The 22,428-nt window shown below is 63.1% G+C and carries 19 protein-coding genes; 13 read left to right on the top strand and 6 right to left on the bottom strand.

Annotated features, from left to right (window positions below; all coding sequences use genetic code 11):
* The first annotated feature begins 16 nt into the window (after positions 1 to 16).
* Positions 17 to 1,615, top strand: coding sequence for an MFS transporter (locus tag NCS02_RS27165; RefSeq protein WP_250520137.1), 1,599 nt, complete (start codon positions 17 to 19; stop codon positions 1,613 to 1,615).
* A 61-nt stretch (positions 1,616 to 1,676) separates the two neighbouring features.
* Here the strand turns inward: NCS02_RS27165 and NCS02_RS27160 are convergent, their stop codons facing one another.
* Positions 1,677 to 2,039, bottom strand: coding sequence for an NUDIX hydrolase (locus tag NCS02_RS27160; protein ID WP_175981399.1), 363 nt, complete (start codon positions 2,037 to 2,039; stop codon positions 1,677 to 1,679).
* A gap of 187 nt (positions 2,040 to 2,226) precedes the next feature.
* On the opposite strand from NCS02_RS27160, the gene NCS02_RS27155 reads away from it, so the two are divergent.
* The 4 genes from NCS02_RS27155 to NCS02_RS27140 all read left to right on the top strand — a co-directional run bounded on the left by NCS02_RS27155 (position 2,227) and on the right by NCS02_RS27140 (position 5,524).
* On the top strand, positions 2,227 to 3,039 hold the full coding sequence (locus NCS02_RS27155) for a CHAD domain-containing protein (protein WP_008347044.1): 813 nt from the start codon (positions 2,227 to 2,229) through the stop codon (positions 3,037 to 3,039).
* Between the two features lie 41 nt (positions 3,040 to 3,080).
* Entirely contained in the window at positions 3,081 to 3,830 is a 750-nt protein-coding gene (locus NCS02_RS27150) for a DUF2278 family protein (protein WP_034470221.1), read from the top strand.
* A gap of 141 nt (positions 3,831 to 3,971) precedes the next feature.
* Positions 3,972 to 5,210, top strand: a complete 1,239-nt coding sequence (locus tag NCS02_RS27145) for a multidrug effflux MFS transporter (protein ID WP_250520136.1) — start codon at positions 3,972 to 3,974, stop codon at positions 5,208 to 5,210.
* A gap of 104 nt (positions 5,211 to 5,314) precedes the next feature.
* Positions 5,315 to 5,524, top strand: coding sequence for a hypothetical protein (locus NCS02_RS27140; RefSeq protein WP_008347038.1), 210 nt, complete (start codon positions 5,315 to 5,317; stop codon positions 5,522 to 5,524).
* A gap of 16 nt (positions 5,525 to 5,540) precedes the next feature.
* Here NCS02_RS27140 and NCS02_RS27135 read toward each other — a convergent pair whose 3' ends face one another.
* A complete protein-coding gene (locus NCS02_RS27135; RefSeq protein ID WP_250520135.1) occupies positions 5,541 to 7,727 on the bottom strand; it encodes a hybrid sensor histidine kinase/response regulator family protein in 2,187 nt (728 codons plus the stop codon).
* A 171-nt stretch (positions 7,728 to 7,898) separates the two neighbouring features.
* Here NCS02_RS27135 and NCS02_RS27130 point away from each other — a divergent pair, with 171 nt between their 5' ends.
* Positions 7,899 to 8,165, top strand: coding sequence for a YlcI/YnfO family protein (locus NCS02_RS27130; RefSeq protein ID WP_033536447.1), 267 nt, complete (start codon positions 7,899 to 7,901; stop codon positions 8,163 to 8,165).
* A gap of 3 nt (positions 8,166 to 8,168) precedes the next feature.
* Positions 8,169 to 9,155, top strand: coding sequence for an FkbO/Hyg5 family chorismatase (locus tag NCS02_RS27125; protein WP_250520134.1), 987 nt, complete (start codon positions 8,169 to 8,171; stop codon positions 9,153 to 9,155).
* On the opposite strand, the gene NCS02_RS27120 is transcribed toward NCS02_RS27125, so the two are convergent.
* Complete coding sequence (locus NCS02_RS27120) at positions 9,147 to 10,016, bottom strand: LysR family transcriptional regulator (RefSeq protein ID WP_008347029.1); 870 nt, start codon at positions 10,014 to 10,016, stop codon at positions 9,147 to 9,149. The two genes, NCS02_RS27125 and NCS02_RS27120, sit on opposite strands and share 9 nt — an antisense overlap.
* 156 nt (positions 10,017 to 10,172) lie before the next feature.
* Between NCS02_RS27120 and NCS02_RS27115 the strand changes: the two genes are divergently transcribed.
* Positions 10,173 to 11,021, top strand: coding sequence for a DMT family transporter (locus NCS02_RS27115; protein WP_250520133.1), 849 nt, complete (start codon positions 10,173 to 10,175; stop codon positions 11,019 to 11,021).
* A 10-nt stretch (positions 11,022 to 11,031) separates the two neighbouring features.
* Here the strand turns inward: NCS02_RS27115 and NCS02_RS27110 are convergent, their stop codons facing one another.
* A complete protein-coding gene (locus tag NCS02_RS27110; protein ID WP_250520132.1) occupies positions 11,032 to 11,937 on the bottom strand; it encodes a LysR family transcriptional regulator in 906 nt (301 codons plus the stop codon).
* Positions 11,938 to 12,062: 125 nt separating this feature from the next.
* Between NCS02_RS27110 and NCS02_RS27105 the strand changes: the two genes are divergently transcribed.
* The 5 genes from NCS02_RS27105 to NCS02_RS27085 all read left to right on the top strand — a co-directional run bounded on the left by NCS02_RS27105 (position 12,063) and on the right by NCS02_RS27085 (position 19,994).
* Complete coding sequence (locus NCS02_RS27105; RefSeq protein WP_250520131.1) at positions 12,063 to 14,192, top strand: 3-hydroxyacyl-CoA dehydrogenase NAD-binding domain-containing protein; 2,130 nt, start codon at positions 12,063 to 12,065, stop codon at positions 14,190 to 14,192.
* A gap of 35 nt (positions 14,193 to 14,227) precedes the next feature.
* Positions 14,228 to 15,418, top strand: a complete 1,191-nt coding sequence (locus NCS02_RS27100; RefSeq protein WP_250458269.1) for an acyl-CoA dehydrogenase family protein — start codon at positions 14,228 to 14,230, stop codon at positions 15,416 to 15,418.
* A gap of 12 nt (positions 15,419 to 15,430) precedes the next feature.
* Positions 15,431 to 16,570 (top strand): acyl-CoA dehydrogenase family protein, encoded by a 1,140-nt coding sequence (locus tag NCS02_RS27095; RefSeq protein ID WP_250520130.1) that lies wholly within the window; start codon positions 15,431 to 15,433, stop codon positions 16,568 to 16,570.
* Positions 16,571 to 16,690: 120 nt separating this feature from the next.
* Complete coding sequence (locus NCS02_RS27090; RefSeq protein ID WP_250520129.1) at positions 16,691 to 18,214, top strand: sensor domain-containing diguanylate cyclase; 1,524 nt, start codon at positions 16,691 to 16,693, stop codon at positions 18,212 to 18,214.
* Between the two features lie 127 nt (positions 18,215 to 18,341).
* Positions 18,342 to 19,994 carry an ATP-binding protein gene (locus tag NCS02_RS27085; protein ID WP_008347018.1) on the top strand — a complete coding sequence of 551 codons (1,653 nt, stop codon included), beginning with the start codon at positions 18,342 to 18,344 and terminating at the stop codon, positions 19,992 to 19,994.
* A gap of 13 nt (positions 19,995 to 20,007) precedes the next feature.
* Here NCS02_RS27085 and NCS02_RS27080 read toward each other — a convergent pair whose 3' ends face one another.
* Positions 20,008 to 20,955 carry an amino acid ABC transporter substrate-binding protein gene (locus NCS02_RS27080; protein ID WP_008347016.1) on the bottom strand — a complete coding sequence of 316 codons (948 nt, stop codon included), beginning with the start codon at positions 20,953 to 20,955 and terminating at the stop codon, positions 20,008 to 20,010.
* A gap of 12 nt (positions 20,956 to 20,967) precedes the next feature.
* A complete protein-coding gene (locus NCS02_RS27075) occupies positions 20,968 to 22,272 on the bottom strand; it encodes a dicarboxylate/amino acid:cation symporter (RefSeq protein WP_008347015.1) in 1,305 nt (434 codons plus the stop codon).
* Between the last annotated feature and the right edge of the window lie 156 nt (positions 22,273 to 22,428).

Below are 22,428 nucleotides of genomic sequence, written 5' to 3'. Positions count from 1 at the left end.
CGCGCTCGCGCATGTCATGAACTCGTTCCTGGATGTCGGCGATCGCGAACGGCAACGCCTGCCGTTTCGCGAATCGCTGCTCGCGATGCTCGGCATCGCGTTCGTCACGATGCTCGTCGCGCTCGATCAGACCATCGTCGGGACCGCGATGCCGCGCATCGTCGCCGAACTCAAGGGCTTCGATCTGTACGCGTGGGTCGCGACGTCGTACATGCTCGCGTCCGTCATCACGATTCCGATCTTCGGGCGGCTCGGCGACCTTTACGGACGAAAGCCGTTTCTGCTCGCGGCGATCGTGCTGTTCACGCTGGCGTCGGTGCTGTGCGGATTCGCCGACAGCATGCTGTTCCTGGTGATTGCGCGCGGCGTGCAGGGCATCGGCGGCGGCATTCTGCTCGGCACGGTGTTCGCCGCCGTCGCCGATCTCTTTCCCGATCCGAAGCTGCGTCTGCGCTGGCTCGTGCTCGTCACGTCGACGTTCGGCGTCGCCAACGTGATCGGCCCGACGCTCGGCGGCATGCTCACGCAGATGCGCGGCTGGCGGCTCGTGTTTTTCGTCAACGTGCCAATCGGCATCGTCTCGCTAATGTTCGTGCTGATGTTCGTGCCGAACCTGCATCATGCGAAGACGCGTGGACGGATTCAGCTCGACTGGCTCGGCGCGTGCGTCGTCGCGGTGACGCTCGGCGCATTGCAACTGCTGATCGAACTGCTGCCGAAAGAAGGCGTCTCGCGCACGACGATCGTGCTTGCGCTCGTCACGCTCCTGTTCGGCGCGACACTGTACTTCTGGGAAAAGCGCATGGGCTATCCCGTCGTGCCCGTCGACGTGCTGATGGACCGCAAGCTCGCCGCGCTTTTCGCGATCTCCGTGCTCGGCGGCTTCGCGCTCTTCTCGATGGCCTTCTACATTCCGCTGCTGTTTCAGGGCGGCTATGGCATGTCGCCGCACGATTCGGGCATGCTCATCACGCCGCTGCTGCTCGGCACGACCGTCGGCAGCATGATCAACAACCGCATCGTCACGCGCATCCCGCGTGCGAACGTGCTGATGTATGCGGGCTTCGCGCTTTCCGTGGCCGGCTGTCTCGCGCTCGTCTCGCTCGATGGTCACGAACCGCATGCCGTCTGGATGGCGTGCATGGGCGCGAGCGGACTCGGTCTCGGGCTCGTCGCGACGAATCTCACCATCTGCTCGCAACAGATCGTCGCGCGCGAGCAGATCGGCGCGGTCACGGCGTTGCTGCAATCGCTGCGCATTTTCGGCGGCATGCTGGGCACCGCGATCACCGGCGCGCTGCTCGGGCATCTCTATGCGCAAAACGTGCATCGTCCGCTCGATTCGTATCAGGCGACGCAGTGGCTCAAATCGTTCGCGAGCCCGGACCTGCTGATCGACCGTGCGGAACAGTCTGCGCTGATCGAACGCCTCGTCGCGGCGGGCCAAGCGGCCGATGCGATGACGATGATGCACTCGGCGCGCATTGCGCTCGTCGCGTCGATTCACGTCGGGCTCGTGGTCGCCGCGATGGCGGCGTTCGTCGGCCTCTGTCTCGCGTGGTTCGTGCCTGCGGTGCGCGTCGATTATGGCGATGCGAAAGGACAAAGCGCGTGACGTTTGCCGAACGACCATGCGAGAGTCCGATTATGACAAGAGGATGTCGGGCCAAACGGTGTCAGCGTTTGCCGCCGAGCGCCTTCACAATGTGTCTCGTCGGCTCGCTGGTCGCGAGTCGTGAAATTTCCGACATATGAACCCAGCGGCAGCGAGAGATTTCATTGCTCGCGCGCGGCTTTGCGTTCTTCGGCACATCGCAGAAGAAGACGTGATGATGCTTCTGCCTTCCACGATGCTGAAACAGGAATTTCGCCGACTTGCCCGCGAGACGCGTTTCTTCCTTGAGTTCGCGAAGCGCGGCGTCCGAAAGATGCTCGCCTCGCTTGAGCATGCCGCCGGGCAGCGCCCACTTGGTGCGACGTCGCGCCACCAGAAGTATCCGGTTGCCCTTCCGACAAATGACGGTGGCTCGCTTCCTCAAACCGACTCCGTTATCTATAAGCTATGTCCTGTCAACGGACCCAGTGTACCCAACCGTTTTTTCATTGTGGAGCATCCGATGACAGCGGCATTTTCCGTATTGCGCATGAAGCAAGACATGTTCCGCTCGCCCCGCGCAGCGGGTATGCATGTTGCGTAACCGGGTCATTCGGTAACAGGGAGCGATCATGGACGATCGAACGCGCATCACGGCCGAAGCCAGATTCGGCGATCTCGCGTCGCCGCTGATCGACGAGGCGATGCAGCACGCTGCCACGCTCGACGGAAACACGGACCCGGAAGTGCTTCACAAGCTGCGTGTTGCGTTGCGCAGGCTGCGCACTTTGTTCTGGGCATACCGGCCTTTGCTGGACGAAGAATTCGATACGCGTCAGCGCGCGCTGTTCAGGTATCTCGCGACATCGGCGGGCAGCGCGCGGGACTGGGACATTCTGATCGAATTGCTGCATGAACTCGATGTCGAAGGATTCGACGAAACGGTGAAGGCGCATCGGGCTAACGTGCTCGCGACGAGCATCGAAAATCTCGCCAACGCGGACATGAAGCATGTGCTGCTGAGCGGATTGAAGGAAGCGAATCATCAGCTCAACACGGGACCGCAACGCGTGCCGGTCGAACGGTTCGCGAAGAAGCGCATCGGCGCGGCGCGCAGTCAGCTGAAGAAGCGCATCAAGCGGGCGTTGCGCGCGAAACAGTCAGACTATGCTGCGTATCACGAAGTGCGCAAGGCGGGAAAGAAGGTGCGTTATCTGATCGAGTTTTTCGAGCCGGATATCCCGGCGAAACTGCGCGCCGAGGTGAAGAGCCTCAAGCGGCTTCAAAAGCGCTTCGGCGCGTTGAACGATGTCGTTGCGAGCCGCGATTTGCTTTCGAATTCACGAGGCGAATTCGCCGACGATGCCAGCGAAAAGCACGCGTTACGTGCGCTGAAGGCGGAGCAGAAACATCGCTTCAAAGCTGCGAGAAAAGCGATTCGTTGATATCGTCGTGATCGCATATTGGCCGAAAGGATGTTGTCATCATGGCGCGCAACGAATACGTTGTCTTCAAGGGCACGGTCAAGCTAGGCGTCCCCTTTCTTCAGGGCTATAAGGGCGATCCGCATTACGTGATCGTCAGCGAGGACGCGAACGGCAAGCCATTCGACATCGTCACCAACGTGAAATCCGATAGCTCGCTGACGGGGCCAGCGGGTTATCTCGTGCTGTATGTCTGGAATCGATACTTCGATCATCCGATGACGGCCGATCTCGACAAGCTGTCGGCGGGTGTGTCGACAGCGAACTTCCCGAAGCTCGATTACGTGCACGATTCGCGACTCGTCGATCTCGACGCGATGCGCCCGATCCCGCTCGACACCAAGGACGAGAAGAACGATATCAATGCGCTTCTCAACGAGATGCTGCAACTGGACATGTCGGCGAACGGCGTCGATTACGTCTATGAAACGCCGAGCTATAGCGACGATCGCCTCGGATGGAAGCCGACGAAAGACGTGACCGTCTATGGCTTTGGCTTCCTGTTCGAGCCGGGGAAGGACGGCCTGCACGAGACGCATATGAATCAGGGCAACCCGAAGCCGGGCAAGGGCACGCATGTCAAGGACCACTCGAACGAGAACGGCGTGTTTCAGGACGGCGCGGTCATGATCGAAGTGGACGGCAAGTTTCAGGCGCTGTTCGTCGCGTTCCAGACGCAGCTCGTGCCGACGGACAGCCGTGGCCGCCCGATACCGGGCCAGTCGCATCCCATTCTGCATGGCAAGACGTGATCGATCGCGCGGGAAACGCGCAGGTTGACGTACGCGCGACGAGGGCTTTGAGCCGATTCGCGCGATGACAGGCACAATACGATGAATCCCCATCCGGATTCGCCCGCAGAGGCCGCCGGCCTTCGCTCATTCGTCGTTGTCATGAACCACGCTCATCCTTCGAAGAATTCCCCGCAATTCCTGCTGTTTCTGGTTTGCCTGTTCGCGTCGGCGGGGCAGCTCGCCATCGATATCTACGTGCCCGCGTTGCCCGCGATGGCGCGTTACTTCGCCACGTCGCCCCAGGCGATCCAGTCGAGCGTCTCCGGCTACATGGCGGCGTATGCGATCGGTCAACTGGTCTTCGGCCCCATCGCCGATGCGTACGGGCGCAAAAAAGTGCTGGCGTTCGGGCTCGTCGTCTTCACGCTCGGCTGCTTACTGTCGCTCGCGGCGACGAACCTCGAAACCTTCCTGCTCGCGCGGTGCCTGCAAGGCTTCGGCATCGCGGCGACCAACCTGCTCGCGAAGGCGATCATCACCGATTCGTTCAAGGGCCTGGCGCTGCTGCACGCGTTCACCTATATGTCGATCGCGTGGGGGCTCGCGCCGATCGTCGCGCCCGTGATCGGCGCGCACTTGCAGGAATGGTTCGGCTGGAAGTCGTGCCTCGTCTTTCTGCTCATCTATTCGATCGTGATGTGGACGCTCATATGGCGCTATCGCGAGACCTTGCAGAAGCCGGTGCATCTCGCGCCGCGCACGCTGTTCACGAATGCGGGCAAGGTGTTGTCGAGCCGCGTTTTCCAGAGCTGTTTTCTCGCGCAAGGGCTGTGCTACAGCATCCTGCTCGTATTCAACATCGTCGGCCCCTTCATGGTGCAGAACACGCTGCACAAGCCGCCGACGTACTTCGGCTATCTCGCGCTCGCCATCGGCATGATGTATTTCCTCGGCGGGCTGTCGAACCGCGTGCATGGCGCGCGTCTGCCGAGCGCGGAGCAACGGCTGCGCATCGGCGCGCGCGTGATGGCGGGCGCATCGGTCGTCATGCTGCTGCTCTCGCTGACGGTCGGCCTCACCGTATGGACGTTGTCCGCGCCGGTGCTCGTGATGGGCTTCTGCGCCGGCGCGATGTACCCGACGCTGATGGCAAAGGGCAATTCGCTCTTTCCGCATATCGCGGGCCTTACCGCGGCGATTCTCGGCTGCTCGCTCTTGCTCGTGTCGTCGGTGATGATGGGTCTCGCGGGCTTCGTGTCGGTGCAGATTCTCGCGCCCCTCGCGGCGTTCTTCGTGATTCTCGCGTTCACCGTCGTCGCGATGGTGACGTTGCTGCTGCGCCATCTGGAGCAGTCGCAGGCCACGGGCACCGTGCGGGAAGGCGTCGACGCAGCCTGATGCGCCAAAGCGGTGCGGCCTGCAATGCATTGCAGAAAAGCTTGTTTGTCCAAGTCTTTTTGAAGGCTTAGATTCGAGCTGTTCATGCATCGAGGAGGCGAGCCATGCCGCACTTCCTGACTCACTACTGGCAGGCGCTTTCGGGCCCTTCGCAGCGTGCGCGTGAGCGTTCGGCCAACGACGCTCACGCCGCGAGCGAAACCACGCGCGCCGAGCAGCTCGAGCACATTTCCGTCTACGCGCGCGCGGGATATTTCAACATGGGCTATACCGTGGATGCGTTTCAGTTGCCCGGAGAATCGCCGCTGCACTGAAGCGCACGAACGAGGCTCACCGCGCGGCGCGCATCGACAGGCCGGCCAGCAGCCGTTGCAACTCGTCGATATTGAAAGGCTTCGCGAGTATGGTGAAGCCGGTGCGGCGCGCCTCGTCGAGCTGATCGGCGTAACCCGTCATCAGCGTGACCGGCTGATTCGGGCGCGTCGACTTGATCCATTCCGCGAGCTTGATGCCGTCGTAGCTACCGGGCATCTGGATGTCGGATAGCACGAGATCGAATTCATCGCCGGCTTCGAGCATCTGTCTCGCGGCATCGCCTGACGATGCGTGGCGCGCTTGCCAGCCGAGCACGTCGATCACGGCGCACAGGCCCGCCGCGACTTCCTCGTTGTCTTCGACGATCAGCACGGTGGACGATGGCGCTTCGCGATCGACGATCTCCACAGGCGGCGCATCCGCAGGCGCATCGACTTCGCCGGTCCAGTGCGGCAGATAGATGTCGACTGTCGTGCCGAAGCCCCATGCAGAATTCACGCGCGCCGTGCCGCCCGCCTGCTCGGACATCGCGAGCACTTGCGCGAGTCCGAGCCCAGTCCCGGCGCCCGCGCCCTTGGTGGTGAAAAGCGGTTCGAACGCTTGTTTTGCGACGTCGGTGCGCATGCCGACGCCGCTGTCCTTGCACGAGATCACGACGTATTCGCCGGCGCCGAGACCTTCATGCGTCGACGTATAACGCACGTTGTTGCACTCGATGCGAAAGTCGCCGCCGTGAGGCATCGCGTCCTTCGCATTCACGGCGATGTTGATGAGCGCCGAGGTCAGCTCCGTCGCATCGACGCGCACGGTCCACGTCGATGGCGGCACGCGCGAGCCGAACGTGACCTTGTCGCCCACCGACGCGCGCACGAGCGGCTCGGAGTCCATCATCCAGCGATCGAGGCGGATGACCTGCATCTGAAGCGGCTGACGTCGCGCGACGCTCAACAGGCGGCGTGCGAGCGATTGCGCATTCTTCGATGCGCGCTCCACCGCCGCGACTTCCTTTTCGAGGCCGTTGAAGCCCTTGCGCCGTGCCAGTTCCATGTTCGACGTGACGACCATCAGCAGGTTATTGAAGTCGTGCGCGACGCTCGCGACGAGATTGCCGAGCGCGCCCATGCGTTGAAGCCGCCGCGTGGCCGCGACGGCCGAGCGGCGCAGCGCAAGTTCGCCGCGCCAGTTGTGCCATGCCGCTTCTTCCGCTTTGAGGCGTCGCAGCGAGAAGCCGATCAGCACCCACAGCGCGATGCACGGAATCAGTGCGATCGACGCGATCGATACATCGCGCCGCCACCATGCGAGGCGCACGTCATGAATCGAAAAGCCCGCCGCCGCGTAGACGGGATAGTCGCCGACACGCCGCCACGCCGCGAGCTTTTCATCGTTGTCGAGCGGCGATATGTAACGCATCAGACCCGTGGGCTTGCCTTGCGCGAATGCGCTCGCCAGCACCGAATGGCGATCGGGCGCATTGGGCGCGGACGCCGGCGGAAAACGCGCGAGCACGGCGCCGTCGTCGCGATGTAGCGCGAGCGTGAGCGCGGGATCGCTCACAATGAGTTCGCGATAGAAATCGAACAGATAATCGCGCCGCACGGCAATCGCGATTTCGCCGAGAAAGCGGCCGTCTTTCGCATAGCGTGCGCTCAGCGTGTTGACGATGTCCGTGTTCTTCACGCGCCCGCGCTCGGGCATGGAAACATGAAAGCTCGAATGCGTATCGCGCGTCGCGATGAAATCCGCACGATCGCTGACGGACACATCGGGCGCGGGAAAAAAGCGGCTGCTGAGCACGAGCCTGCCGCGACTGTCGAGCACGGAGAGCGCCGCGATCTGTTCATGAGCCGCCGCGAGACGCGCGAGCTTGTCGTGCAGCTCCGACTGGCTGCGCGCGATGAAATCCGCGTCGCCGCTGCCGAGCATCTCGTCGATGCGCGAGATCAGTTCGCGGTTGATGCTGAAAACGGTGTTGGCCTTTTCGTCGACGATACGCACGAGCCGTTCGAGCGACTCGCCGGTTTCGGCGAATGTGCGTCCGTAAGTGTAGTAACCGTACAGGCAGAAAAATGCGAAGGGAATGACGATCGACGCAACGAGTGCAGCGAAGAGCCGTCTGCGCGCCGCGCGAAAGTCGAGCGGTGGCAGAGAGGGCAGGGTCTCTGCGGTGCCTGAAGCGGAGTGTTCTTCAGATTCGTTCATGGCGCGTTGCAAGGCGTGCGCGAGCGCCGAAACGCTCGTTTCGATGGTAGCACGCAGGTCTGTCATCGCCATGCATGAGTGCGCATCGGTCGTCGCGCAATCAGGCTGTGGTATAAGCACCGCATGCGCGCGCCCGCTCGCGGCGCGCAACGAACGTAACAGGAGCATGCAGTGAGAAGGACCGCCGAAAACAAGCTAAAGGTGGTCGCAGTGCGGGTCGATCCACAATTCGAACAACGGCTGCGACTTCTGGCGGAAGTGACGGGGCGCAAGCAATCGTTCTTCCTCCAGCAGATGATCGAGAACGGCATCGGCGCAATGGAAGAAACCTGGTTGCCGCCGGACGTGCTCGAACAAGTGAGGAGCGGTGCGTTGCCGCCGTTGCAGCAGGATCGCGTCTCGACCGCGGACCTCTTCGGCGATCAGGCCGATGAATGATCGATGATGGCGACGCCCCGATCGCGCTTCATCGCGCATGACGCGACATGCGAAGACGATGTGCTCGCGCGCATCGTCTTCGGTGCGGCGAGCGGCGGGCCGTGCATCGAAAGCGGTGTGCCGACGCTGCGCCTCGCGATGTGCGACGACTCTCACGACGGCTTCGCCGAAATCTGGACAGGCAACGGGCCGATCCACAGCGGACGCTTCAATGATCTCGTCTTCGCGCACGACGACGAGTTTCTCTTTTGCGCGGGCTTCATCGCGTCGTCCGGCCGCTATACCGAAGCCACGCGACAAGCCTATGGCGATGCGTTCGCGCTCGTCGGCGAGCGGGACTTCCCGAAGATTTTCCGCATGTGGAATTTCATCCCGCACATCAACGGGGCGAATCGGGAAGGGCTCGAGGTGTATCGCGATTTCTGCCGTGGACGCGCCATCGCGTTCGAGCAGGATTACACGGGCGCATCGGGTATGCCGGCGGCGACCGGCATCGGCACGTCGGGCGATGGCGTCGGCTTCTATTTTCTGGCGTGCCGCGCAAATTCGCCGCGGCATATCGAGAACTCGCGACAGACGCCCGCGTATGAATATCCGCAGCGATACGGTCCGAAGTCGCCGAGCTTCGCGCGCGGCACCTTGTTGGACGATACGTTGTACGTCTCGGGCACCGCGAGCATTCTCGGACACGAGACCGTGCACGAAGGCGATCTCGACAAGCAATGGCATGTCGCGATCGGCAATATCGCGCATCTGATCGGGATCGAGAATCTCGAAGCGCAGGACGTGAGCGGCGGCTATACGCTGCGCGACCTCGATCAGATCAAGGTGTATTACCGTCATGCGGCGGACTTGCCGCGCGTGATGAAACTCGCGCAGACCGCGTTTCATGCGGATGCGAACATCCGCTATGTCAAGGCCGATATCTGCCGCGCCGATTTGCTCGTCGAGATCGAGGGCATTGCTTCATATCGTCGTCGATCAGACTGACGCCGATTGCCTGAGCGTCTTCACGAGGAGGCTATACAGGCCGTCCACCGCTTTGGAGCCGCGCGAATCGCGACTGCGATAGACAGCGACTTCCATCGGTTCGAGCGGACCCAGGCCTTCATCGTTGCCCAGAATGCGGAGATGGTCCGGCGCGCTGCATTGCGTCAGCACCGCGACCGCGAGACCGCTTTCGACGGCGGCAATCTGCCCGGCCAGACTCGAACTGTTGTAGACCACCTTGTAGCGGCGGCCTTGCTGCGCGAGCGAATGAATCGCGCTGCGCCGCGCGAGGCTCGCGCTTTCATAGACGGCGATCGGCAACGGATCGCGTCTCCATAATTCGAATTGCGCCGCGCCGACCCAGACCATCGGCTCATGGAACAGCAGCGTGCCGCGCCGGCCGTGATCGCGCGATACGAGTGCGATATCAAGCTCGCTATTCGCGATGCGCGGAATCAGCGATGTCGATTGCTCGCAGATCAACTCGATCTCGACGCCGCTGTGCCGCGGCGCAAAGCGCTTCAGCACGGGTGTCAGATATTTGGCCGCGTAGTCGTCGGGCACGCCGAGGCGCACGCGGCCGGTGAGTTGCTCGCCCTGAAGCGCGACCTGCGCCTCGGCATGCAGATCGAGAATGCGCCGTGCATAGCCGAGCAGCGTTTGCCCGTCGTGAGTCAGTTCGAGCGCGCGCGAGCCGCGTTCGATGAGCCGCAATCCGAGCGCGCTTTCGAGCTTCTTCAATTGCATGCTCACCGCCGATTGCGAACGATGCACTTCGCCCGCCGCGCTCGACAGCGAACCCGCATCGACGACGGCGACGAAGCACTTGAGCCAGTCCATCTGCAAGTCGTGTTGTTTCATGGGTCTGATCGGCGATTTCGAAAATCGAATGGATGATCTTCGAATTATGCGCTTTTCGTTCTATCGATCGCGGCACACACTTGGGGCATGAACACGAACGCGTCATCCTCTTCCCGTACAACCGCGCGCAGTGAAGCACGATCTGCGGCAGGCGCGTTGCCCTTTATCGTCGGCTGCGCGCTGCTCGGCACGATCGGTGTTTTCCTGCACGAAGCGAATGCCGATCCGCTGACCGCGACATGGTTTCGCTGCGCTTTCGGGCTTCTGGGCATGAGCGCGTGGCTCATCTCGCGCGGACAGACCCGCTTTCTGCGCCTCACGCGCAGCAACGTTCTTTGGGTGCTCGCGGCGAGCCTGCTGATGGTGTCGAGCTGGGCGCTCTTCTTCAGCGCGGTCGAGCGCATATCGGCGGGCGTCGCCATCGTTCTGTTTCATGTGCAGCCGATGTGGGTGCTGCTATTCGCATCGTTGTGGCTCAAAGAGACGATCGGCGGGCAGCGCGTCATGGCCATGGCAGTCGCGATGTGCGGACTCGTGCTCGCGACGGGCATCGCCGGACACGCGTCGGACGGCTCTTTGCAGCCCGCGTACTGGACGGGCGTGGCCGCATGTCTGGCCGGTTCGCTGTGCATGGCGGGCGTGACGATCAACGCGCGACGGCTGCGCAATCTGCCTGCGGGCGTGCTCGCGTGGTGGCAGTGCGCCATCGGCACGCTGTTGTTATGGATCTGGCCGATGCAGCACGGGTGGCCCGCATGGGGCATGTCGTGGGCGTGGCTCGCGGGCCTCGGGCTGATTCACACGGGCTTCGCGTACACACTGATGTATATCGGCATGGCGCGGCTCGACACCGCGCGCGTCGCCGTGCTTCAGTTCGTCTACCCGGCGGTGGCCATCGTCATCGACTGGCTGGTTTTCGATCAGCGTTTGAGCGGCGCGCAGATGACGGGCATTGCGTTGATGTCGGTGGCGATAGGCTTTGCGGAGCGCGTCCGCAAGGCGTGACGCAGATGCTTCAATGACGCCCGCGCCCCGCCATTCGCGCGCGGTCGAGCATGAACTCGATGAACGCCAGCGTCGCGCGCGTGTGATGCCGGTTCGGCATGTAGAGCATGTACATGTGCGTGCCGAAGATGCTGAGCCGCCATTCGTCGAGCGCGGTGACGATCGCGCCGCGCCGCATGTCTTCCGACACGACGTAATCCGGCACGATGCCGACGCCGAGACCCGCGAGGATCGCATCGCGCAAAAACAGGAAGTTCTCGGAGATGAGGCTCGGTTCGAGGAGCACTTCGTGACGTTCATCGTCGAGATAGGCGGCGACGCGCGTCTGCTTGCCGACGACCGTCGCGGTGATCACCGGCACGACGCCCAGTTGCCCCAGCCGCGTGGGCATGCCGTGCGTTTCGGCATACGCGGACGATGCACACGCGACGTACCGCACCGGCCCCATGTCGCGCGCAACGAGACTCGGCGGCGGCTCGGGCATCACGCGCACGGCGATATCGACTTCGTCGCGCAGCAGGTCTTCGACGCGGTTTTCGAACATCACGTCGAGCACGATATCCGGGTACTCGCGCTTGAACGCGATCAGCCATTCCGACATCACGAGCTGTCCATAACCGCTCGGCACCGATAACCTCACGCGCCCCTGCAATCCTTGCCCGAGCGTCGATACCGATTCCTGCGCCGCGAAAAGCGCGTTGCGGATCGAACGGCCGTGCTCATAGAGCTTGAGGCCGAGCTCGGTCGGCTCGACGCGTCGCGTGGTTCGCCGCACGAGCTGCAGGCCGACGGACTTTTCGAGCTGATTCAGGTGATAGCTGACATTCGCGCGCGTCATCTTGAGGCGGCGCGCCGCTTCGCTCAGATTGCCCGCATCGAGGATTTCGACCAGCAGCGTCAGTTCGTTGACGTCCACGGTATGGTTCGATTGTCAAAAGAGATTTGACAGTCTGTCAATCGAGCCTGTGATTGTCAAGGATGCCTGTCCCCGCGAGAATGCTTCCACGTAAAACAGGAACATCGACTCAGGAGACTTCATCCATGACGCTTTCGAGCGCGCCCGAAACCGCATCCGCCGTTCAACACGAATTGCGCGGCAGCGTTATTGTCGTGACGATCGATCATGCGCCCGTCAACGCACTCAACGCTGCCGTGCGGCGCGGTCTCATCGATGCAATCGAAGCCGCCGATGCAGATGCCTCCGTGCGCGCGGTGCTGATCGTCGGCGCGGGCCGGAACTTCATCGCGGGCGCGGACATTCGCGAGTTCGGCAAGCCCGCCGTGCCGCCGTCGTTGCCGGAGGTGTGCAACCGCATCGAGCGTTGCGCGAAGCCCGTCGTCGCGGCGATACACGGCGCGGCGCTTGGCGGCGGACTCGAAGTCGCGCTGGCGTCGCATTACCGGATCGCGGTCGCCGGCGCGAAGCTCGGCCTGCCCGAAGTGCAACTGGGACTCTTGCCGGGCGCGGGCGGCACGCAGCGCTCGGCGCGTCTGATCGGCGCACAGGCCGCGTTGTCGATGATGTTGAGTGGCCGTCACATCGGCGCGGAGGAAGCGCTGCGTCTGGGTCTCGTCGACCGCGTCGGCCAGAGCGACGACGTGTTCGCCGAAGGCCTGGCTTTCGCGCACGAACTCATCGCGACGAAGGCCGCGCCGCGCCGCACGAAGAACGCGCGCGGACTCGCGGACAAGGAAGCGAGCGTGGCAGCGATCGCCGCCGCGCGCGCCGAGACGCAGAAGAAGTCGCGCGGATTGCTGTCGCCGCTGAAGATCGTCGATTGCGTGGAAGCGGCGTTGAATCTGCCCTTCGACGAAGGCTTGCGCTTCGAACGCGAGCAATTCCTCGAATGCCGCGAGAGCCCGCAACGCGCGGGTCTCGTGCATGCGTTCTTCGTCGAACGCGAAACGCAGAAGTCGCCCGAAACGCGCGACGCACAGCCGCGCGCGCTCGATCGCATCGGTGTGATCGGCGGCGGCACGATGGGTGCGGGCATCGCCGTCGCGCTGCTCGACGCGGGTCTCGCGGTGACGATGATCGAGCGCGACGAAGCCTCGCTCGAACGCGGAAGCGCGCATGTCGAGAAGGTGTACGACGCGCTGATCGCGAAGGGCCGCCTGACGCACGAATCGAAAACACGCGCGCTGCAACGCTTTCATGGCGACACGAAATACGACGCGCTCGCCGATGCCGATCTCGTCATCGAAGCCGTGTTCGAGGACATGGCCGCGAAGAAGGCCGTGTTCGCGCAACTCGATCGCGTGTGCAAGCCGGGCGCGGTGCTCGCGACGAACACGTCGTATCTCGACATCGACGAGATCGCGGCGAGCATCTCGCGTCCGCAGGACGTGCTCGGGCTGCACTTCTTTTCGCCCGCGAACATCATGAAGCTGCTCGAAGTGGTCGTGCCCGCGCGCGTGAGCGCCGATGTCGTTGCGACCGGTTTCGAACTCGCGAAGAAGCTGAAGAAGGTGGCGGTGCGTGCGGGCGTGTGCGATGGATTCATCGGCAATCGCATGCTCGCGGTGTATCGCGCGGCGGCGGATCATCTGATGGAAGACGGCGCGTCGCCGTATCAGATCGATCGGGCCGTGCGCGACTTCGGCTTTCCGATGGGACCGTATCAGGTCATCGATCTGGCTGGCGGCGATATCGGCTGGGCCGCGAGAAAGCGCCGCGCCGCGACGCGCGATCCGAACGCGCGTTACGTGCGTATCGGCGATGAACTGTGCGAGCGCGGCTGGTTCGGCCAGAAAACGGGACGCGGTTTCTATCGTTACGAAGACGGTGCGCGCACGGGCACGCCGGATGCGGAAGTCGAGTCGATCATCGATGCCGAGCGCGAGCGTGCGGGCGTCAAGCCGCGACCATTCACCGATGAGCAGATCGTGCGCCGCTACCTGGCCGCGATGATCAACGAGGGCGCGAATATCGTGCACGAAGGCATTGCGCAACGTCCGCTCGATGTCGATGCCACGTTGATGCACGGCTTCGGTTTCCCGCGCTATCGCGGTGGCCCGATGCATTATGCCGATACCGTGGGTCTCGACAACGTGCTCGCAGATATCCGCGCATTCGCGCAGGAAGATCCGCTCTTCTGGCGCGCGTCGCCGTTGATCGTCGATCTCGTGGCGCGCGGGAGGAATTTCGCGAGCCTGAATCAGACGGCCTGACGCGTGGCCTTTCAATCACTCATGGAATCGCAGTCATGGACCTGACATTCAACGCAGACGAAGAAGCCTTTCGCGCCGAAGTCCTAGCGTTTCTGCGCACATCGCTGCCAGAGCATGTTGCGCAGAAGGCGCGCACGGGCGAGCGCCTGACGCGCGACGACATGGCGCAATGGCACGCCACGCTCAACGCGAAGGGCTGGCTCGCGAATCACTGGCCGAAGGAGTATGGCGGCCCGGGCTGGACCGCGGTGCAGAAGTTCATCTTCGAGAACGAATGTGCGATTGCGGGCGCGCCGCGCATCGTGCCTTTCGGTGTGAACATGCTCGGGCCGGTGCTCATCAAATACGGGAGCGAGGCGCAGAAGCGTCACTGGCTGCCGCGTATTCTCGATGGCTCGGACTGGTGGTGTCAGGGCTATTCGGAGCCGGGCGCGGGTTCCGATCTCGCATCGGTGCGTACGACAGCCGTTCGCACGATGGAGAACGGCAGCGAGTATTACATCGTCAACGGACAAAAGACGTGGACCACGCTCGCGCACTTCGCGAACATGATCTTCTGTCTCGTACGGACGTCGCAGGATGCGCGCAAGCAGGAAGGCATCAGCTTTCTGCTCATCGACATGAATACGCCGGGCGTCGACGTGCGTCCGATCATCACGCTCGACGGCGAGCACGAAGTCAACGAAGTGTTCTTCACGGACGTGCGCGTGCCCGTTGCGAATCTCGTCGGAGAGGAGAACAAGGGCTGGACGTATGCGAAGTATCTGCTGACCTACGAGCGCACGAACATCGCGGGCGTGGGCTTTTCAGTGGCCGCGCTGAGCCGGCTGAAGGCTGTTGCGGGCAAGGTGCAATGCAACGGCCGCGCGCTCATCGACGATCCTTTGTTCGCCGCGCGTCTCGCGCGTGTCGAGATCGATCTGGAGAACATGAAGACGACGAACCTGCGCGTGATCGCGGCGGTCGCGGGCGGCGGCGCGCCAGGCGCGGAAAGCTCGATGCTGAAGATTCGCGGCACGGAGATTCGCCAGGAAATCTCTTCGCTGATGCGTCGCGCGATGGGTCCGTACGCGCAGCCGTTGATAGACGAAGCATTCGAAGATGACAAGGATGCCGAAACATTGGATGCGGCGTCGGAGTACTTCAACAATCGCAAGCTGTCGATCTTCGGCGGCTCAAACGAAATACAGAAGAACATCATCTCGAAGATGATCCTCGGTCTTTAAAGGACGCGCACGATGAATTTCCAGCACACGGAAGACCGGCGGATGCTCGCGGATTCGCTGAACCGCTTCATCGCCGAGCAATATGGCTTCGATGTGCGCGACAGGATCGCGCGTTCGCAAGAGGGCTTCAGCCGCGATATGTGGCGACGGTTTTGCGAGCTTGGCATCGTCGGCGCGTTCTTCGATGAATCGATCGGCGGCTTCGGTGGCGACGGGTTCGATGTGTCCGTCGTGTTCGAAGCGCTCGGTCGCGGGCTCGTCGTCGAACCGTTTCTCGATACGTTGATCGTCGGGCGCGCACTTGTTTTCGCGGGCGATGAGCGGCAGCGCGAGATCGTTGCGAGCATGATCGACGGGACGGCGATCGCAGCATTCGCGCATGACGAACCCGGCTCGCACTACGAGCTTGCACGCGTGAACACGCGCGCGACCCGGCATGGCGATGGATGGATGCTCAACGGCGCGAAGGGCGTCGTGCAGCAGGGCGAACATGCGGACGTGCTGCTCGTGTCGGCGCGCACGTCGGGCAACGAGTACGACGAAGCGGGCATTTCGCTCTTTATCGTGCCGCGCGATGTGCAGGGCGTGAAGATGCGCGGCTATCGCAAGATCGATGGCGGACGCGTGGCGGAAGTATCGCTCGAAAATGTGACGCTCGATGCCAATGCGCTCGTCGGCAATGAAGGCGATGCCTACGCGACGCTCACGCATGCGATCGGATATGGTCTCGTCGCGCTCGTGTCGGAAGCGGTCGGCGCGATGGATGTCGCGAAGGAGCACACGCTCGAATATTTGCGCACGCGTAAGCAGTTCGGCGTGCCGATCGGCGCGTTTCAGGCGTTGCAGCATCGCATGGCCGATGTGCTGCTCGAGATCGAGCAGGCGCGTTCCGCTGCGATCAATGCGGCGGCGGCGGTCGGCGCATCGGGTGTTGCGCGCGAGCGAGCGTTGTCGGCGGCGAAGCATTCGGTCGGGCGCATCGGCACGCTCGTCGCGGAAGAGTCCATTCAGATGCATGGCGGCATCGGCATGACGTGGGAGCTGCCGCTTGCTCATTACGCGAAGCGGCTCGTGATGATCGATCATCAATTGGGCGATGAGGATCATCATCTCGCGCGGTATATCGCGCTGGGGCGGGGGGCGCTTCGCTGAAGCTTCACTACTTCAAGCCGGGATCATACAAATAGGAGACAATGACGCCCTAGCTCGCAACCCAAGGACCATGCAGAGCAACAGATAAACTCGCGAGCCAGGTTCCCGGACCTCCAGACAGTGGCAACCGAAAATATCTACAACCCGCGTCTCAACGCACCCGCCCCGGCACGCGCGCGAAGCTCGACGCCGAACGTCATCGTGCTGTGCGGCACGCTCATCGCGCTTCTCATGGTGGCGCTTTGCGCGCTGGTCCTGTATCAGGGCCGGGTCGATGCGCTCGATCGCGCGCGCGACACGTCCCGCAATCTCGCGTTGCTCGCCGAGCGCGACATCGAGCGCAATTTCGAACTCTACGAACTGTCGCTGCAAGCGGTCGTCGAAGGCGTCGAACGCGACGACGTAATGAGCCTTCCGCCCCGCCTGCGCAACGACGTGCTTTTCGACCGGGCGGCCACAGCGCGCGATCTCGGGTCGATCCTCGTGCTCGACGAGAACGGCAAGATCATCATCGATTCGGGCAGCCTCGTGCCCCGGCCGGGCGATTTCGCGGATCGCGGCTATTTCACGGTCCAACGCGACCGGCCAGACGCCGGGCTTTACATCAGCGGCCCGTATGCGTCGCGATTGCGCGGCGGCGCGCCCAGCATCGCGTTGAGCCGCAGACTCTCGCGTCCCGATGGGTCCTTCGCGGGCGTCGCGATGCTCGCCATCAACCTCGAATACTTCCGCAATCTTTTCGCGGGGCTTTCGCTCGGGCCGCACGGCGCGGTGTCGCTCGTCAATCACGACGGCCTGATGATCATGCGTCAGCCGTTCGATCCGCGCGTGATCGGCCGCGACATCAGCCAGGCCGATACCTTCAAGAAATTTCGGGCGGCGGAGCAGGGCAGCTTCAGCGAAACATCGTCGATCGACGGGAGGCGCCGCCTCTACTACTTCCGCAACTTACCGAATCTGCCGCTCATCATCATGGTGGCCGAAGGAGAAGAGGACATCTACGCGGCATGGCGGCGGCGCGCGATCATCATCGGCTCGTCGATGAGCGTGCTCGCTATCGGATTCATCGCGTTGTCGTTCGTGCTCGCCGCGCAATTCAGGCGGCGCATGCGCGCGGAGTCGGAGCTACAGTTGCTCGCGCGCACCGATGGACTCACCGGGCTGCACAATCGCCGCACGCTGGGCGAGATTCTCGATCAGGAATGGCGCAGGGCGCGCCGCACGCGCAGTCTCTTTTCGCTGCTGTTCGTCGATATCGACCGCTTCAAGGCCTTCAACGATGCCTACGGCCATCAGGCCGGCGACGACGCGCTCGCGGCCGTCGCACGCTGCATCGGCGACAACATACGGCGGCCCGTCGATACCGCCGCGCGCTACGGCGGCGAGGAGTTCGTCGTCGTATTGCCCGACACGCCCGCCGACGGCGCCGCGAAAATCGCCGAGAAGATTCGCGCGGCCATCAGCGATCTGTCGATCGAGCACGCGGGCAGCGAGTTCGGCCGCGTCACGGCGAGCATCGGTCTCGCGAGCTGGCGGCCGGAACGCGACGACGACGTAAGCGCGCTCATTCGCGCGGCCGACGAGGCGCTCTACGATGCGAAAGCGCGCGGGCGCAACCGCATCATGCAGGCAAGTTTCGTCTGAGACGGTGGACGAAAGTTCGTCGCGCAACGGCCGGGCATGTGCGTGCACGCAAAATGCTTGTTTTGCCGTAAGCTCTCGACGCCGCGCGGGCCGCCCGCCCACGACGCGACCGACCCGAACCCTTCCGATGACCCAAACGCCCGATCCCGAAGCCCGCCGCCTCGCCACGCTGGCGCGCTACCACACGCTCTTCAACGCGATCGATGACGGCTTTTGCATCATCGAATTCATCGATGGCCCGCACGGACCGCTCAGCGATTATCTGCACGTCGAGGCCAATCCGGGATACGAGCGGCACTCGGGCATTCGCGACATCGTCGGCAAGACCTTGCGCGAGATCGATCCGACCGATGCCGACGGCTGGGTCGAAATCTACGGCGACGTTCTGCGCACCGGCGCGACCGCGCGTTTCGAGCGCTACTTTCTATCGGCGGGGCGGCATATCGAGGTGTCGGCGTCGCGCGTCGAACCGCCCAGCCTGCGGCAAGTGTCGATCCTCTTTCGCGACATCTCCGCGCGCAAGAAAGCGGAGGAGGAACGCGATCGCGCGATCGCGTCGCTGCGCGCGTTCAACGAAACGCTGGAGCAGCGCGTCGCCGAGCGCACGGCGGAATTGATGCGCGCGGAAGAACAACTCCGTCAGGCGCAGAAGATGGAAGCGGTCGGTCAGTTGACGGGCGGCCTCGCGCACGACTTCAACAATCTGCTGGCGGGCGTGTCGGGCTCGCTGCAGTTGCTCGGCATTCGGCTGAGCCAGGGACGGATCGCGGAGGTCGACAAATACGTCGTCGCGGCGCAAGGCGCGGTGCGGCGCGCGGCGGCGCTGACGCATCGGCTGCTGGCGTTTTCGCGGCGGCAAACGCTCGATCCGCGTCCCACGGACGTCAACGCGCTCGTCAACGGCATGACCGAACTGATCCAGCGCACGGTCGGCCCGGGCATCAAGGTGGAGTCTGTCGGCGCGACGGGCCTGTGGCCCGCGCTCGTCGATTCGGGACAACTGGAAAACGCGCTGCTCAACCTGTGCATCAATGCACGAGACGCGATGCCCGATGGCGGGCGCATCACCATCGAAACGGCCAACAAGTGGATCGACCACCGCGCGGCCCAAAGCCACGACATGCCCGAAGGCCAGTTCCTGTCGCTGTGCGTGACGGATACCGGCACCGGCATGACGCCCGATGTCATCGCGAATGCGTTCGATCCGTTCTTCACGACCAAGCCGATCGGCATGGGCACGGGCCTCGGTCTATCGATGATCTACGGCTTCGCGAAGCAATCGGGCGGCCAGGTTCGGATCTATTCCGAAGTCGGGCAGGGCACGACGGTCTGCATCTATCTGCCGCGCTTCTATGGCGGTGTCGATGACGATGCCGCCGATCAATCCGCATCGCCGATCTCCGGCGCGGAGTCGGGCGAAACCGTGCTCGTCGTCGACGATGAACCGAGCGTTCGCATGCTTATCGTCGATGTGCTGGAAGAGGCCGGCTACGCGGTGATCGAAGCCGCCGACAGCATCGCGGGCCTCAAGCTGTTGCAGTCGAATGTGCGGATCGATCTGCTCATCAGCGATGTCGGCTTGCCCGGCGGCATGAACGGACGCCAGATGGCCGATGCGGCGCGCGAGGCGCGTCCCGATCTGAAAGTGCTCTTCATCACCGGCTATGCGGAGAATTCGGTGATCGGCAATGGACGCCTGGAGCCCGGCATGCAAGTGCTGACCAAGCCGTTCGCGATCGAAACGCTGGCCGCGCGCGTGCGCCAGCTCGTCGACGAGTAAGGACGCCCGCGCGCTACTGCGCCTCGCCGCCCGCCATCGACTCGATGATGCTCTCGAGTTGCGCGCTCATCGGCATGTCGAGGCTTTTTCCCGACGGCAGACGTTGCAGGAACCAGCGCTTGTATTGACGCTCGATTTCGCCATCGGCGGCGAGGTTCTGGAACGTATCCTTCACGACTTGCGCAAGCTGGGGATCGTCCCTGCGATACATGATGCCGTACGGGTCATACGACAAATAATCGCCGATCACCTGATACGCGCCGCCCTTCGCCGCGTTCTCCGCGATGAGGCCGTAGAGCAGCACGTCGTCGGTGGCGAAGGCATCGGCCTCGCCGTTCGCGACGCGCGCGAAGCCTTCCGCGTGATCCGGCACGATCTGCAACTGCAGGCCGAGCGCGAACTTCCGGTCGAGATCGCGCAGCGCCTTCTCGTTCGTCGTGCCCGCCGTCACTGCGACCTTCTTGCCCGCGAGATCGCGAAACGAGCGGATCGGCGACCCTTTCCTGACCATCACCTTGGTGCCGGCCACGAAGAAGATCGGCGAAAAGGCCACGCGTTTCTGCCGCTCGACGTTGCTCGTCGTCGAGCCGCATTCGAGATCGACACGGCCATCGACGACCGCTTCGATGCGATTCTCCGGCGTCACGGGCACCCACCGGATGTTCAGGTTCTTGTGCACCGCATTGCCGATCGCGGCGACGATCGACTTGCAGAGTTCGATCGAATAGCCGATCGGCTCCTTGCGCGCGTTCAGATACGAGAACGGCACCGAGGCATCGCGATAGCCGATCGCGATCGTGCCCGTGTCGCGCGCCTTGGCGAGCGTGCCGGTCAGCGTCGCGGGCGCGTAGGCGTCGTTGTCGGGCGGCGGTGTCTGCACGTCGTCGGCCGCGCGCGCGTTCGGAGCGATCGCGATCAGGCTGGCCGCAGCCAGCGCCGACCAGAAGCGCTGCGTCTTCATGGCTCGTCTCCGTCAGACCTGCGCGGGATGCGCGAGCGACGCGTCCTGTTCGGCCTCGATGCGCGCCGCATTCTTCGCCGCCTCCGATTCCGTCAGCAGCTCGCCTTCCCACTTCGCGACGACCGCGCTCGCGATCGAATTGCCGACGGCGTTGGTCGCCGAGCGCCCCATGTCGAGGAAGGTATCGACGCCGAGAATCAGCAGCAGTCCCGCCTCGGGAATGTTGAAGTGATTGAGCGTGGCCGCGATGACGACCAGCGACGCGCGCGGCACGCCGGCCATGCCTTTCGATGTCAGCATGAGGATCAGCAGCATCGTGATCTGCGTGCTGATCGGCAGATGAATGCCGTACGCCTGCGCGATGAAGAGCGTCGCGAACGTGCAATACATCATCGAGCCGTCGAGGTTGAAGGAGTAGCCCATCGGCATCACGAAGCTGGAGATCTTGCGCTTCACGCCGAAACGATCGAGCGCGTCGAGGATCTTCGGATACGCGGCCTCCGAGCTCGCCGTCGCGAACGAAAGCATGAACGCTTCCTTGATGAGCGACAGCAGCTTGAACACGCGCCGCCGCAGAAACAGGAAGCCCGCGAGCACGAGCAGGCCCCACAGCAGAAAGAGGCTGATATAGAAGTCGGCCATGAAGACCGCGAACTTCAGAAGGATCGTCAGCCCGTTGACCGCGACGGTCGCGGCCATCGCGGCGAGCACGGCGAGCGGCGCGAGCTTCATCACGTAGCCGGTGATCTTGAGCATGACGTGCGATAGCTGATCGATCGCGGCGAGCAGGATCTTGCCGCGTTCGCCGAGCGCGGCGAGCGCGACGCCGAAGAACATCGAGAACACGACGATCTGCAGGATCTCGTTGTTGGTCATCGCTTCGGCAAACGAGCGCGGCACCATGTGACTGACGAAGTCTTTCAGCGTGAACTTCGATGTCGCGAGATTCGCCGATGCGCCGATGTCGGGAAGCGGCAAGCCGAGGTTATCGCCGGGCTTGAGCAAGTTCGACATCACGAGGCCGAGCAGCAGCGAAATGAGCGACGCGGTGAGGAACCAGCCGAGCGCCTTGGCGAACACGCGTCCGACCGAGGCGGCGTCGCCCATGTGCGCGATGCCGACGACCAGTGTGGAGAACACGAGCGGCCCGATCAGCATCTTGATGAGGCGCAGGAACACGTCGGACACGAGGGAGATGTAGCCGGCGATCTCCGTGGCGGTCTTCTTGTCGGGAAAGCTCGTGAAGATCATGTAGCCAACCACTATGCCGATGACCATCGCGCCGAGAATCCAGATGGCTGCGGAGTTCTTCTTCATGTCCAGGCCTCCATTGACTGCATATCGAACGAATGCAATGGCGAATTTCGGATGGATCAGGCGATGCAAAAACGAACGCGGCGCCGCTCAGTATAGAGCGGCGCCGCGGCGTGTGTCCGCGAACACTCGAAATGTTAGCGGCGTAGTTCCATCTTT

This window comes from Caballeronia sp. NCF2, assembly GCF_023631205.1.
Lineage (GTDB): Bacteria > Pseudomonadota > Gammaproteobacteria > Burkholderiales > Burkholderiaceae > Caballeronia > Caballeronia zhejiangensis.
The sequence above is the reverse complement of the archived record's forward strand: the minus strand, read 5'-3'. Positions and strand labels throughout refer to the sequence as shown.

Coding starts and splice junctions, on each gene's coding strand:
- NCS02_RS27105 (WP_250520131.1), top strand. CDS start 12,063: ATGACGCTTTCGAGCGCGCCCGAAACCGCATCCGCCGTTCAACACGAA.
- NCS02_RS27075 (WP_008347015.1), bottom strand. CDS start 22,272: ATGAAGAAGAACTCCGCAGCCATCTGGATTCTCGGCGCGATGGTCATC.
- NCS02_RS27140 (WP_008347038.1), top strand. CDS start 5,315: ATGCCGCACTTCCTGACTCACTACTGGCAGGCGCTTTCGGGCCCTTCG.
- NCS02_RS27150 (WP_034470221.1), top strand. CDS start 3,081: ATGGCGCGCAACGAATACGTTGTCTTCAAGGGCACGGTCAAGCTAGGC.
- NCS02_RS27125 (WP_250520134.1), top strand. CDS start 8,169: ATGATGGCGACGCCCCGATCGCGCTTCATCGCGCATGACGCGACATGC.
- NCS02_RS27120 (WP_008347029.1), bottom strand. CDS start 10,016: ATGAAACAACACGACTTGCAGATGGACTGGCTCAAGTGCTTCGTCGCC.
- NCS02_RS27080 (WP_008347016.1), bottom strand. CDS start 20,955: ATGAAGACGCAGCGCTTCTGGTCGGCGCTGGCTGCGGCCAGCCTGATC.
- NCS02_RS27085 (WP_008347018.1), top strand. CDS start 18,342: ATGACCCAAACGCCCGATCCCGAAGCCCGCCGCCTCGCCACGCTGGCG.
- NCS02_RS27165 (WP_250520137.1), top strand. CDS start 17: ATGAACTCGTTCCTGGATGTCGGCGATCGCGAACGGCAACGCCTGCCG.
- NCS02_RS27155 (WP_008347044.1), top strand. CDS start 2,227: ATGGACGATCGAACGCGCATCACGGCCGAAGCCAGATTCGGCGATCTC.
- NCS02_RS27095 (WP_250520130.1), top strand. CDS start 15,431: ATGAATTTCCAGCACACGGAAGACCGGCGGATGCTCGCGGATTCGCTG.
- NCS02_RS27145 (WP_250520136.1), top strand. CDS start 3,972: ATGAACCACGCTCATCCTTCGAAGAATTCCCCGCAATTCCTGCTGTTT.
- NCS02_RS27100 (WP_250458269.1), top strand. CDS start 14,228: ATGGACCTGACATTCAACGCAGACGAAGAAGCCTTTCGCGCCGAAGTC.
- NCS02_RS27135 (WP_250520135.1), bottom strand. CDS start 7,727: ATGAACGAATCTGAAGAACACTCCGCTTCAGGCACCGCAGAGACCCTG.